Genomic DNA, 13,516 nt, shown 5'->3' on the forward strand with positions numbered 1-13,516 from the left:
GCGAACCGCCGTGGGCGGGACCGGTCTCCCCGGTCCCGCCCACGCGCGTACCGGCGAGGTCTCGCCACGTCCCCGCTTGTTTCACGAAGGGACAACTCCGCCGTTTCGCGAAGGGTTAACTCCGCCCCCTTGACGGCCTCTTGATGGCGTTCCCACTATGTCTCTCATAGCGCAACCCATCGTGTAGTACGCAACAGCAGAGGAGTCTGGCCGTGCCCCACGAGGTCCGCGCCGTCGTCGCCGTGAAGAAGGGCGCACCCGTCGAGGTGCAGACGATCGTCGTGCCAGATCCCGGTCCGGGAGAGGTGCGTGTCTCCGTACAGGCCTGCGGGGTCTGCCACACGGATCTGCACTACCGGGAGGGCGCGATCAACGACGACTTCCCGTTCCTGCTCGGCCATGAGGCGGCGGGCACCGTCGAAGCGGTCGGCGCGGACGTCGTCGATCTCGCCCCCGGCGACTATGTGGTGATCGCCTGGCGCGCACCCTGCGGGGCCTGCCGATCCTGTCTGCGCGGCCGCCCCTGGTACTGCTTCGACTCGCGCAACGCCGCCCAGGCCATGACGCTCCTCGACGGCACGCCGCTGAGCCCCGCCCTCGGCATCGGTGCCTTCGCGGACGAGACGCTGGTCGCCGCGGGGCAGGCGGTGAAGGTCGACCCCGCGGCGCGCCCCGAGGCCGTGGGTCTGATCGGCTGCGGCGTGATGGCGGGGTACGGAGCCGCCGTGTACACCGGCGGGGTGGGCCGCGGCGACACCGTCGCCGTGATCGGCTGCGGCGGCGTCGGCAACGCCGCGATCGCCGGGGCGTCTTTGGCTGGCGCGCGCCGCGTCATCGCCGTCGACATCGACGACGCGAAGCTGGACGGGGCGACCCGGTTCGGCGCCACGCACACCGTCAACTCCCGGGGCACCGAGCCCGTTTCGGCCGTCCGTGAGCTGACCGGCGGCCATGGGGTCGACGTCGCGATCGACGCGGTCGGCATCCCCTCGACGTACCAGCAGGCCTTCTACATGCGCGATCACGCGGGCGTGCTGGTCCAGGTCGGGGTGCCCGATCCGGGGATGACGGTCGAGCTGCCGCTGATCGACCTCTTCTCGCGCGGCGGCGCCCTGAAGTCGTCCTGGTACGGGGACTGCCTGCCCACCCGGGACTTCCCGATCCTCGTCGACCAGTACCTCGACCGCCGTCTCGACCTGGGCGGCTTCGTCTCCGAGACGATCTCCCTGGACGAGGTGGAGGAGGCCTTCGCCCGGATGCGGCGCGGCGAGGTGCTGCGATCGGTGGTGGTCCTGTGAGCCGCCCTGCCGCTCCTGTGAACCACCCCGCCAGTCCCGCGAGCCGCCCCGCCGGCCCAGCGACCCGCCTTGCCGGAAAAAGCCCCCGCGTCGTCGTCATCGGCGCCGGGATCGTCGGCTGCTCGCTCGCCGACGAGTTGACCGCCCGCGGCTGGACCGATGTCACCGTGCTCGACCAGGGGCCGCTGCCCGCGCCCGGCGGCTCCACCTCGCACGCCCCGGGACTGGTCTTCCAGACGGGGCCGTCCAAAACCCTCACCGCGTTCGCGAAGTACACGGTGGAGAAGTTCGGCTCCCTTGAGGTGGACGGGCTCCCGTGCTTCAACCCCGTCGGCGGTCTCGAACTGGCGACCACTCCCGAGCGCTGGGCCGATCTGCACCGCAGGGCGGGTTTCGCCGCCTCCTGGGGTGTGCGCGCCGAGCTGGTCGGGCCCGGACGCTGCAAGGAGCTGTGGCCGCTCCTCGACGAGAGCCGGCTGTACGGCGGTCTGCACACGCCCGACGACGGCCTGGCCCGCGCCGTGCTCGCCTGCCAGGCGCAGAGGGAACGGGCACGCGCGCGTGGAGCACGTTTTCTGGACCGGCACACCGTGACGGGCATCGAGCGGGACGGTACCCACGTCACCGCCGTCGTCACCGACCGCGGCACCTTCCCCGCCGACCACGTCGTCTCGGCGGCCGGTTTCTGGGGCCCGGTGATCGGGCGGATGGCCGGTGTCGACGTGCCCCTGCTGCCGCTCGCCCACCAGTACGCGCGGACCGGGCCGCTGCCCGAACTGGCGGGCGTCAACGACCCGCGCACCGAGGCGTCGCGTCCCATCCTCCGCCACCAGGACCGCGATCTGTACTTCCGGGAGCACACCGACCGCATCGGCATCGGCTCGTACGCCCACCGGCCGCTGCCCGTCGATCCGTTCGCGGTCCCCGCCTACGACGACGCCGAGGTGATGCCGTCCTCGTACCCCTTCACCGAGGAGGACTTCGCGCCCAGCTGGGACGACTGCCGCCGACTGCTCCCCGCCCTTGAGCGTGCCGAGATCGAGGAGGGGTTCAACGGCGTCTTCTCCTTCACGCCCGACGGAATGCCGCTGCTCGGCGAGTCCCGGGCGCTGCGCGGGTTCTGGCTGGCCGAGGCGGTGTGGGTGACGCACTCCGCGGGGGTCGCCGCGGCCGTCGCCGAGTGGATGGTCGACGGGCGCCCCTCGCTCGACCTGCACGAGTGCGAGCTGACGCGGTTCGAGGACGCCCAGCGCTCGCCCGCGTACGTCGCCGGGCGCGGCGCCCGGCAGTTCGTCGAGGTCTACGACGTCCTCCACCCGCTCCAGCCCCCGGACGAGCCGCGCCCCCTACGGGTCAGCCCCTTCCACACCCGGCAGGAGGCGCTGGGCGCCGTCTTCCTGGAGGGCGGCGGCTGGGAGCGCCCTCACTGGTACGAGTCGAACGCATCCCTGACCTTCGGCGCGAACGCATCCCTGACCTTCGATGCGGACGCGTCCTTGGCCGCGGACATCCAGCCGCCCCCGCGCGACGCCTGGGCGGCACGCCACTGGTCCCCGATCGCGGCGGCCGAGGCGCGCGCCACCCGCGAGAGGGTCGCCCTCTACGACATGACGCCGTTGCGCCGTCTGGAGGTCACGGGCCCCGGCTCGCTCGCCTTCCTCCAGCGTATGACCAGCAACAACCTCGCCAAGAAGCCCGGTGCGGTCACCTACACCCTGCTCCTCGACGAGGCGGGCGGTATCCGCTCCGACCTGACCGTTGCCCGCCTCGGTCCCGACCGCTTCCAGGTGGGCGCCAACTCCCCCGCCGACCTGGACTGGCTGCTGCGGCACGCCCCCGACGACGTCCACCTCAGGGACATCACCTCGGGGACCTGCTGCATCGGCGTCTGGGGCCCGCTGGCCCGCGCACTCGTGCAGCCGCTCACCCGCGACGACTTCTCGCACGAGGCGTTCGGCTACTTCAAGGCCAAGGAGACGTACATCGGGCACGTCCCGGTCACCGCGATGCGCCTGTCCTACGTCGGTGAACTGGGCTGGGAGCTGTACACCACCGCCGACCTGGGGCTCCGCCTCTGGGACACGCTGTGGGAGGCGGGGCGCGCGCACGGCGTGATCGCGGCCGGACGTTCCGCGTTCAACAGCCTGCGCCTGGAGAAGGGCTACCGCGCCTGGGGCCACGACATGACCACCGAACACAACCCCTACGAGGCGGGCGTCGGCTTCGCGGTCCGTATGAACAAGGGGGACTTCGTGGGCCGTGCGGCGTTGGAGGCCCTGGGGGCGCCCACGCGGAAGCTCACCGCCCTCCTCCTCGACGACCCCGCCGCCGTCGTCCTCGGCAAGGAGCCCGTGTATGCCGACGGCGCCCCGGCCGGGTACGTCACCAGTGCCTCGTACGGGTACACGCTGGGCCGGTGCGTCGCGTACGCCTGGCTGCCGCCTCTGGAGGCGGGCACGGGCGTCCACGTGGAGTACTTCGGTGAGAAGGTTCCCGCGACGGTCGCCGAAGAGCCCTTGTTCGACCCGGAGATGACCCGCATCCGCCGCTAGCCGCAGGAGGCACAGGTGTCCCCCACCTACGACGTGATCGTGATCGGCCTCGGCGGCATGGGCAGCGCCGCCGCCCACCACCTGTCCGCGCGCGGCGCCCGCGTCCTCGGCCTGGAGAAGTTCGGCCCGGTGCACCACCACGGCTCCAGCCACGGCGGTTCCCGCATCACCCGGCAGTCCTACTTCGAGGATCCCGCGTACGTCCCGCTGCTCCTGCGCGCCTACGAGCTCTACGACCGCCTCGAACAGGACACCGGCCGCGAGATCGCCACCCTGTGCGGCGGCGTGATGCTCGGCCGCCCCGACAGCCGCCCGGTGTCCGGCTCACTGCTCTCCGCCGAGCGGTGGGGGCTGCCGCACGAGATGCTCGACGCGAAGGAGATACGCCGCCGCTTCCCGACCCTCACCCCGCGCGCGGACGAAGTGGCGCTGTACGAGGCGCGGGCGGGTCTCGTCCGCCCCGAGAACACCGTGGCCGCTCACCTCCAGCTCGCCACGCGCGACGGCGCCGACCTGCACTTCGAGGAGCCGATGACGCGCTGGGAGCCCTACCGGGACGGCGTGCGCGTCCACACCGCCGAGGACACCTACACGGCGGGCCAGTTGGTGATCTGTCCCGGCGCCTGGGCGCCGCGGCTGCTCACCGATCTGGGGGTGGCGTTCAGCATCGAGCGACAGGTCATGTACTGGTTCCAGCCGACCGGAGGGGTCCGGCCCTTCCTTCCGGAGAACCACCCGATCTACATCTGGGAGGACGCACAGGGCGTACAGGTGTACGGCTTCCCATCCATCGACGGGCCCGAGCTGGGTGCCAAGGTGGCCTTCTTCCGCAAGGGCACGCCCTGCACCCCGGAGACCATCGAGCGCACGGTCCACGACGACGAGGTCGCCGCGATGGCCGACCAGGTGGGCCGGTTGATCCCGTCCCTCCCCGGCCGCTTCCTCAAGGCCGCGACCTGCATGTACTCCAACACGCCCGACGAGCACTTCGTCATCGCGCGCCATCCGGCCCACCCCGAGGCGGTCACCGTCGCGGCCGGATTCTCCGGCCACGGCTTCAAGTTCGTACCCGTGGTCGGCGAGATCGTCGCCGACCTGGCACTGGACGGCACCACCGGACACCCCATCGACCTCTTCGACCCCAGCCGTCTCACCGCCGCGCCCGCCTGAGGAGCGCCCGCCCGAGGAGTACGACCGTGACGACGACCCCCTTGCCCCCCAGTCTCATCGCCACCCTCCCCGGCCGCTACTACACCGACCCGGAACTCTTCCGGCGGGAACAGGAGCGCGTCTTCGAGGCCCTCTGGTTCTGCGCGGTCCGCAGCGCCGACCTCGACAAGCCGGGCGCCTTCCGCACGGTCCAGGTCGGCCGGGAGAGCGTCCTGGTCACCCGCTCGCGCACCGGGGCGCCGCGCGCCTTCCTCAACGTCTGCCGGCACCGCGGCGCCCGCCTGTGCACCGAGGAGTCCGGGCAGGTCCGCCGCGCCCTCCAATGCCCGTACCACGCCTGGACGTACGACCTCGACGGCAAGCTGATCGCCGCGCCCGACCTGATGAAGATGCCGGACGTCGACCGCTCCGCCTACGGCCTGGTCGAGGTGGCCCTGCGGGAGTGGCTCGGCTACACCTGGGTGTGTCTGGCGGACGAACCGCCCTCCTTCGAAGAGACCGTCATCGGCGCCGCGGCCGAACGTCTGGGTGACGCGGCGTCCATCGAGCGCTACGGCACCGAGCGGCTGGCACTCGGCAAACGCGTCACGTACGACGTACGCGCCAACTGGAAGCTGATCGTCGAGAACTTCATGGAGTGCTACCACTGCGCGACCATTCATCCCGAACTGACCGACGTCCTGCCGGAGTTCGCGGGCGGATTCGCCGCGCAGTACTACGTCGGGCACGGCGCGGCGTTCGGCGAGGAGGTCGGCGGCTTCACGGTCGACGGCAGCGCGGGCTTCGGCCGCCTCCCCGAGGTCGGGGACCACCAGGACCGCCGCTATTACGCGGTCACCGTGAAACCGACCGTGTTCCTCAACCTCGTCCCCGACCACGTGATCCTGCACCGCATGTTCCCGCTGGCCGAGGACCGCACGGTCGTCGAGTGCGACTGGCTGTACGCACCCGACGTCGTCGCGTCCGGCGCCGACCTGTCGAAGTCCGTGGAGCTCTTCCACCGGGTCAACGCCCAGGACTTCGCGGCCTGCGAGCGCACCCAGCCCGCGATGGCGTCACGTGCCTACCGCGAGGGCGGGGTGCTGGTGCCGACCGAGCACCACATCGGGATCTTCCACGAGTGGCTGAGGAGACAACTCGATTCGTAGCAACGCCCCTTACGCCGTGGCGGCCGGGCGCTTGTACATCCGCGTCGCCGTGATCTCCCCGTGCACCGTCTCGCCGTCGGGGTCGTCGGGGTCGCGCTGCGGCAGGCCAGGGCGCAGGTGCTCCTCGACGCTGATGTACTTCAGGCCCGCTCGCAGGTCCGCGTCATTGCGCAAGCGGATGACCAGCGGGAACTCCGCGAGCGCCGTGGTGTCGAACAGGCCGGTCGTGTAGAGCAGCTGCACACCGAGCGCGTCGGAGACGGCCCGCTGGAGCTCCAGGAGGTACGTGGCGTTGGCGCGGCCGATGGGGTTGTCGAGGAAGAGCGTGCCCGCGTGGCGGTGCTTGTCGCGGCCCCGGTCGTTGCTGCGCAGGGCGGCCATCGTGCAGTACAGGGCGATGGCCGCGGTGAGCAGCTGGCCGCCGGAGAAGACGTCGCCCATCTGTCCGACGGGCACCCGCTCGGCGCGCAGCACGGCGTCCGGCTTCAGGATCTCGACGGCGACACCGCGCGGCTCCAGGGCGGCCTGGACACCGCGCAGCAGCAGGGACATGCCGTCGCGCCGCATGTCCGAGTTCTTCTTCACGGCCGCGCGCGTGGCCTCGTCGATGACCTCGCCGAGGCGCTCGACGAGGGTGGCCTGGTCGGGCTCCTCGAAGCGGACCCGCAGGAACTCCTGGCCCGACCACTCCCCGAGCCCCTCGGGCAGGCGGGACAGCCGCTGGGCGGACCTGAGCGTCGCGAGGGCGGACTCGACCAGGCCGCGCAGGCGGTCGACGATGCTGTCGCGGTTGCGCTCCAGCTGCTCCAGCTCGTCGGTCAGCACCCGCAGCCGGGGCGCGAAGGCGTCGGCCCACTTCTTGGCGTGCTCGGGCAGCGCGGAGGCGGGCAGCTCGCGGATCTGCTGGCGAGCGGGGGTGCGGACCTGCTCGTACCGCGTGGAGTTCGCGTGGCGTACGAGGATGTCGCTCGCCTCGCGGACGGCGGACTCCGCCGTCGACAGGTCGGCGGCGCAGCCCCGCAGCGAACGCCGGGTCTCGGCGGCTGCCTGGCGGGCCTCTTCGAGGGTTCCGGGATAGGCCTCGGGGTCCTCCTCGGGCTCCTCGTGGTGTTCGCGCAGGAGGTCCCGCAGGAGGGCGGCCGTCTCGTCGAAGCCGCCCGCGGCGTCCTCCGTGGCGCGGTGGGCCTGGAGCAGCGCGGCGTGGGCCTCCTTGGCACGGCCCAGCGCCTCGGTGTGCGCGGCCAGTTCGCCGGTGGCGGTGCGCAGCAGCGCCTGGGCCTGCTCGGCGTCGGCGGGCACCAGCTCGTCGGGCAGCTCGGTGTGTGCCTCACCGTCCTCGGGGGCGTGCCGCTCGGCCTCGCCACGCAGCCGGCCCAGCTGCTCGCTCGCGGCGGCGGCGCGGGCCTCGATGAGCTGGACCTGCGCCTCCGCGCGTGCGGCGGCGGCCTGGCGGGAGGGGCCGTCGGAACCGTCGGTGCCTTCGAGGAGCAGGGCCGCGCGGGTACGGACCTTGTTGCTGAGGCGGTCGAGCTCGGCGAGGGCGGCGCTCTCGTCGCTCTCCGCGCGGGCCTGTTCGGCCCGCAGGTCGGCGCCGACGCCCACCTTCTCGTAGAGCTGCGATGCCGCGCGGTAGGCCTCGCGGAGGGCGGGCAGCGACGTCTTGGGAGGCTCCGCGTCCTGCGGTACGTCCTCGGGGGCGCCGGCGATCTCGGCGCGCTCGGCGCGCAGCGCGCGGGCGGTGCGGCGGGCGTCGTCGGCGGCGCGCTGGGCGGCGCGGCGGTCCTCGTCGGCAGCACGGGCGCGGTCCAGGCAGGTCTGGGCACGGGCCTCGTACTCGACGGCGTCGTCGGCCAGTTCGCGCAGCTTGGCCTGCCAGCCGGCCCGCTCACGGAGCCGGAAGGCGAGGCCCGCGAGGGCGTCGGCGGCACGGCGGGCGCGCTGCGCGGCCTCTTGGCGCTCGTCCCGCACGCGTGCCGCCTCCGCGGCGGCCTCGTCGGCCTCGGCGCGCGCGGTGCGGGCCTCGGCCAGCTCCGCTTCGGCTTCCTCGGCGAAGGCGCGGGCCTCCCGCGCGGCGGTGGCGAGTTCGGCGAGGCGCCCGCTCGGGCAGCCGGTCCGCCAGGAGGCGAGACGCGCGGCCAGCTCGCGGTCCTTGGCGAGCCGGACGGCGAGCGCGCGGATCTCCTCGTCCCGCTGGGCGGCCCGCGCGCGCAGCGCCTGCCGCTCCTCGTCGGCGGCGTGCTCGTCGTGCATGGCCGGGTTCGGCGGTACGAGAAACACGCCGCTGTCCGTGGCCTGCTCGCCCGGTGTGGGGGCGAGGAGGGCGGCGGCGGTGCCTACGGCGACGGCCGAGCGGGGCAGCAGGGCGGCGTCCGCGAGGGCTTCGCGGGCGCGGGCGTGGGTGTCGGGGTCGGTGATGACCACGCCGTCGACCAGCTCGGGCCTGGCGGCGAGCACGCGCGCGTGGTCGGCGGGGTCGACGGCCTGGGCGAGGTAGCGCCAGCCGGGCAGGGCGGGGATGCCGTGCTCGCCGAGGAACTCGACGGTGGCGAGGACGTCCGGGCCGGGCGGCAGCAGTCCGCCGTCACCCAGTGCCCCGAGGATGCGGGAGTCGTCGGCGGCCGCGGTGCGCAGGTCGAAGAGCTGCCGCTCGGCGGAGGCGACGCCCTCGTCGAGCAGTGCCCGCAGGTCGTCGGCCGAGCGGTCCAACGCCTCTACGGAGAGGGTGTTCTCCGTGAGGGCCTCGGCTCCCTGGCGGGGCTGTGGCACGCCGCTGCCGCCGTTCTTGGCGGGCAGGCTGAGGAGTTCGGCGAGCCGCTCGTCCCCGGCGATGGACTCGGCGGCGCGGCGCTCCGCGTCGTGGGCGGCCTCGGCGGCGGTCGCGGCGTCCGAGGCGCGGGCGGCGGTCAGCTCGGCACGGGCCTCGGCGGCGGCCGTCTCCTTGGCGTGGTCCGCGGCCCGGCGGGCGGCCTCGCGCGCGGTGTCCCACGCGGCGACGGTGGTCTTCTCGGCGTCACTCGCGGCGAGGGCGGCACGGGCGGGGTCGGCGTCGGGGGCGGTGTCGTCGAGCCAGCCCGCGCGGACGGCCTCCGCGGTCTCCTGCTCGACCTCGGTGAGGCGCTGCTTCAGGTGCCCCGCCTCGCTGCGGGCCCGCTGGGCCTCGGTGGCGGCGGCGGTGGCGTCGCGGTGCGCGGTCTCGCCGGTCTCCTGGAGGGCGGCGGAGCGCTCCTCCTCTTCGTTGGCGAGGTTCTCGGCGCCTTCGGCGGCCGTGTGCAGGGCGCGGACGAGGTCGGACGCGGCCTGCGCGCGGGCGGCGAGCGCGGGCGCGGCGTCGCGCTCGGCCTCGCGGATCGCGGCGGCCACGCGCGCGGAGCGGTCGGCTGCCGCGCGGTGGCGCAGCACGGCCTCGGCGGCCTGCCAGGCGGCGTGCAGCGTACGGGCGTCGGCAAGCTCGCGGCGCTGGGCCGCGGCGGCCTTCTCGGCGACGGTGAGCGCCAAGGAGGCGTGGCGGTAGGCCAGTTCGGCGGAGATCAGGGCGCTCTTGCCGCGGGCCTGCTCGGCCTGGGTGACGGTGTGGGCTGCGGCGGTGACCTGCTCGGCCAGCGTGGCGGCGCGGCCCCGCTCCTCTACGGCGCGCGCGGAGAGGCGGCGGGCCAGGGTGCGGGTCCTGCGCTCGGCGGCCGCGTGGACGTCACGCGCGCGTGAGCGGGTCTCGGCGGCGTCGACGATGCGTCCGAGCAGGTCGACGGAGCCCGCGGTGAAGTCCCGCTCGGCCATCAGCTCGGACCGTCGGCCCAGCTTGTTGCCGAAGCCGTGGACGAGGTCGGCGAGGCCGTCCGTGTCGCGCGTGTCGGTGACGGCGCGCAGCAGCAGGTCGGTGAAGTCGGAGTCCTTCTTGACGGCGAAGAGGCCGGCGGCCTCGCCCTCGTCGGCGTTCATCTCCCGCTGGTAGCGGAAGAGTTCGGGGTCGAGGCCGAGGTCGCCGAGGTGTTCGTTCCAGCGGTCGTGGATCTCTTCCCAGTGCACTTCGAGGTGGGGGTACGCCTTGCCGGCCTCGGTCAGTGCGTCGCGGAAGCCCTTCATGGTGCGCCGCCGGCCCTGCGCGCCCGAGGCGCCCTCCGCGGGGGGGCGTACGGCGGTGGACTCGGCGACCGGCAGCGAGTCCAGGCTCATGCCGGGTCCGGGCCGGAAGGAGTACCAGGCCTCGGCGAACTTCCGCGGGTCGTTCGAGACCTGCCGCCCCCGCCACTCGCTGACCTTGCCGGCGACCACGCACTCGCCGGTGAGGGTGTGCTGCCACTCCAGGGCGACGTGCCCGCAGTCGTCGGCGAGCAGGAACTTGCGCAGCACGCCGGAGCTGGCGCCGCCGAGGGTGTTCCGGTGGCCCGGCAGCATCACCGAGAAGATCAGCTTGAGCAGGACGGACTTGCCGCCGCCGTTCTCCAGGAAGAGCACGCCCGCGGGGGCGGGGCGGCGCGGCGGTCCTGTCGGCTCGTCCTCGAAGAACTCCGCCTGGGTGGGCGCGGGGTCGGGCACCTCGGCGCCCACGCCGCGCAGGTCGAGCACGGTGTCGGCGTAGCGCGCACCGGCCGGACCGATGGAGTAGAGGCGGATCCGGGACAGCTCGTACATGGCGGCGGACTCTCGTCGTAAGTCGTGGGGAACGGCGGGGAGGTGGGGGGGGCGGGGTCTGCGGAGTCAGGAGTGGAAGGGCAGCCCCGCGTCGGCGGCCAGCTCCAGGTCGTCGGTGTCTTCGGGGGGCAGCAGCGTCGCCGAGCCGTCCGTGACCGGGACGACGCCGAGTTCGAGGAGTTCGGCCATGGCCGCGCTGCCCGCCATGTCGCGGACCTGGAGCTGGTAGCGCGCGGTGGTGCGGTACGTGCCTCCGGAGTCGTCGCCCGTGCGCTGGAGGAAACCGGAGTCGGTGAGGAAGGCGACGGCCTTGCCGACGATGCCGGTGGTCGAACCGGCGAGGCGGCGGGCGTCCTTGGTGGCTCCGGTCGAGCTGCGCCGCGCCCAGATCCGCCAGGCGGCCTCCAGGCCGGGGGCGTCGGTGGCCGGGTCGGTGTTCTCGCCCTGTTCCTCGGCGCGCTCCTCCAGGCGGTGGCAGGCCTGGCGCACGAAGGCGTCGACGCCGTTGACCGTGACGCGGCCGATGTATCCGTCGTCGGCGAGGTCCTCGGGGCGCGGGAAGGCCATGGCGGCGACGGCGAGGTGGGCGAGGCCGTGCAGGAAGCGGTCGGTGGAGTCGGTCGCGGCGCGGCGGGCGTAGTCGCCCATGCGGACGGCGAAGACGGAGTCCTCGGCGGCGGTCACGGCCATGCCCGCGCGCGGGGACACCTCCAGGACGACGAGTCCGAGTCCGGTGGCGACGGCGTCGGCGAGCCGCGCGAAGGGCGGGTCCTCGCGGTAGCGGCGGAGCAGTTCGCCGTACTCCTGGTCGCGGGCGGGCTGGAGCTTGGGCTGGAGGCCGAAGGAGACGAGCCGAGCGGCGTCGGCGGCGTCCGCCGGGGTGACGGGTGCGGGGGCGGCGGGCGCCGTGACGGGGTCCGGCTCGCCCCACGCGGCGTGCTCTGCGGGGTGGTCGGTCACGGCGTGTGCTCCTTGCGGCGGTGAATCGGTCGTACGGCTCCGGGGGTGCCCGGCGGCGTGGCGTGCGGTCTCGTCGTGGCGTGCGGTCTCGCTGTGATGTGCGGTCTCGTCGTGATGTGCCGGCGCGTCGCGGCGTGCTGTCCCGTGGCCATCAGGCGGCCTCCTTGCGGTCGGCGGCCATGCCGACCGCGTCCAGGAGGGCGGTGCCGACGATGAGGTCGGCGCCGCCGAACTCCTCGTCGTCCAGCTCGGTGCCGTCGTCCACGGCGAAGAGGAGCTTCTCCTCGCCCTGGCGGTAAGCGGTGCCGACCGGCGGGCTGGCCGCGTGGACGGCCAGCAGGATGACCAGGTACGGCAGTTCGCGGTCCCGCAGGCGGGCCTCGGCGAGCAGTCCCGAGAGGCGGCGCGGCGCGTCGGCGGGCAGGTCGAGCAGTTCCATCGCGCTCGCGAGCTGTTCCTCGCTGAAGCGGCTGTCGTCCGGGGTGGCGATCAGGTCCGGCTCGGGCATCTCCGCGCCGAGGTGCTCTCGCTCCATGGGAGGGGTGAGCAGTATGTCGACGAGGTCGCCGACCCGTACGGACACGGGGGTGCGCAGGCCGGTTCCCCGCGCGAAGAAGGCGTCCGTGACGCGGATCGCCTGCTCGGCGGGGAGCGGCAGGACCGGCGCGACGAGCTGGCCGTAGAGGTCGAGTCCCGCGCGCGCGGTGGGCGTCGCGAAGGCCTGCCTGTCCTGCTCGGCGCGGAACAGCGGGCCCGCTTCGAGGAGGCGGGACTGGAGCTGGGTGTGGCGGCGGATGCAGTCCTTGACGATGTCGACCAGCTCGGCGGCGCGGCGCTTCTGCTCGGGGTCCTCGGACTCGTCGCGGGCCTTGCGGATGTTGGTCAGGATGGCGTTCTCGTGGCGGTAGCGGTCGGCGACGTGGTCGAGCGCCTCCGCGATCATGTCGGGGACGGCTTGGAGCCAGTCCACCGCGCGGACGTTGCGCCGGGTCGCGTCGAGGGCTTTGCGCAGCGTTTCCGAGTACTGCACGGTCCGGTAGCGGGCCTGCTCGGCGGCGAGCTGGGCGTCGGCGAGCCTGCCGCGGCTGATCAGCACCTCCAGCTTCACCTCGGCGGCGATCTGGGCGCTGGTGACGTCGGTGTCGAGGGCGCCCACCAGGACGTTCACGGCCTCGTCGGTCGTGCGCAGGTAGACGCTGCCGCCGTACCCGGAGACCTCTTCGAGGAGCTTGAAGTCGTAGTCCCTGCGGACGTACGTCCCGTCGGGCGCGAAGGTGCCGTACACCGCGCGGAACCCGCGGTCGACGCTGCCGACGTTGATCAGGTTCTCCAGGACCCAGCGGGCGACGCGCTCGTGCTCGGCGGCGGGCCGGGCCGGGGCCTGCGCGGCGACGCGCGGGAGCAGCCTGGCGACGATCTGCTCGTGGTCGGCGCCGGTGTCGAAGTCCATGTTGAGCGTGACGAGGTCGATGGCGGACAGGGCCACCTCGGCCATCGCGTACACCGAGTACTCGCCCGCGAGGTTGGCCTTGCGCACGTCGAGGTCGTGCAGCGGGGCCGTGCAGGCCAGGGCGCGCAGGCGGCGCGCCAGGCCCTCGTCGGCGGCCGGGCCCAGAGCGGGCCTCGGCCCCGCGCTGAGCTGGGGCGGAGCGGTGTCCGTGGTGGCAGGCGAAGTCACGGTGCACAGACTAGGTCCTCGGTCTGACAACGGTCGAAACGGCGCAGAAGCGACCGGCCCGGCCGGGACGGGGACTGGCCC

General features: G+C 73.6%; 7 protein-coding genes. 4 read left to right on the forward strand and 3 right to left on the reverse strand.

Annotated elements, in window-relative coordinates:
- Positions 1 to 212: 212 nt before the first annotated feature.
- From CP975_RS05065 to CP975_RS05080, 4 genes are all read left to right on the forward strand, one after another.
- Positions 213 to 1,298: an S-(hydroxymethyl)mycothiol dehydrogenase gene (locus CP975_RS05065; RefSeq protein WP_055529213.1), complete on the forward strand. Its 1,086-nt coding sequence runs from the start codon at positions 213 to 215 to the stop codon at positions 1,296 to 1,298.
- A 98-nt stretch (positions 1,299 to 1,396) separates the two neighbouring features.
- A complete protein-coding gene (locus tag CP975_RS05070; protein WP_055529231.1) occupies positions 1,397 to 3,850 on the forward strand; it encodes a GcvT family protein in 2,454 nt (817 codons plus the stop codon).
- 15 nt (positions 3,851 to 3,865) lie between these two features.
- The gene (gene solA, locus CP975_RS05075) at positions 3,866 to 5,020 is read left to right on the forward strand and encodes an N-methyl-L-tryptophan oxidase (protein ID WP_055529215.1); all 1,155 of its coding nucleotides are present in this window, start codon (positions 3,866 to 3,868) and stop codon (positions 5,018 to 5,020) included.
- A gap of 26 nt (positions 5,021 to 5,046) precedes the next feature.
- A complete protein-coding gene (locus tag CP975_RS05080) occupies positions 5,047 to 6,168 on the forward strand; it encodes an aromatic ring-hydroxylating oxygenase subunit alpha (RefSeq protein ID WP_055529218.1) in 1,122 nt (373 codons plus the stop codon).
- A 9-nt stretch (positions 6,169 to 6,177) separates the two neighbouring features.
- Here the strand turns inward: CP975_RS05080 and CP975_RS05085 are convergent, their stop codons facing one another.
- From CP975_RS05085 to CP975_RS05095, 3 genes are all read right to left on the reverse strand, one after another.
- Entirely contained in the window at positions 6,178 to 10,797 is a 4,620-nt protein-coding gene (locus tag CP975_RS05085) for a coiled-coil domain-containing protein (RefSeq protein ID WP_055529220.1), read from the reverse strand.
- 66 nt (positions 10,798 to 10,863) lie between these two features.
- A complete protein-coding gene (locus CP975_RS05090) occupies positions 10,864 to 11,757 on the reverse strand; it encodes a hypothetical protein (protein ID WP_150476614.1) in 894 nt (297 codons plus the stop codon).
- A gap of 151 nt (positions 11,758 to 11,908) precedes the next feature.
- Positions 11,909 to 13,435, reverse strand: a complete 1,527-nt coding sequence (locus CP975_RS05095) for a hypothetical protein (RefSeq protein ID WP_055528033.1) — start codon at positions 13,433 to 13,435, stop codon at positions 11,909 to 11,911.
- Positions 13,436 to 13,516 lie beyond the last annotated feature (81 nt).

The sequence above is a fragment of the Streptomyces alboniger genome (assembly GCF_008704395.1).
In the GTDB taxonomy this organism is placed as follows: Bacteria; Actinomycetota; Actinomycetes; order Streptomycetales; family Streptomycetaceae; genus Streptomyces; species Streptomyces alboniger.

What these genes read in the sequence shown, in the direction of transcription:
- CP975_RS05085 (WP_055529220.1), bottom strand. Translation starts at nt 10,797, where the DNA reads ATGTACGAGCTGTCCCGGATCCGCCTCTACTCCATCGGTCCGGCCGGT.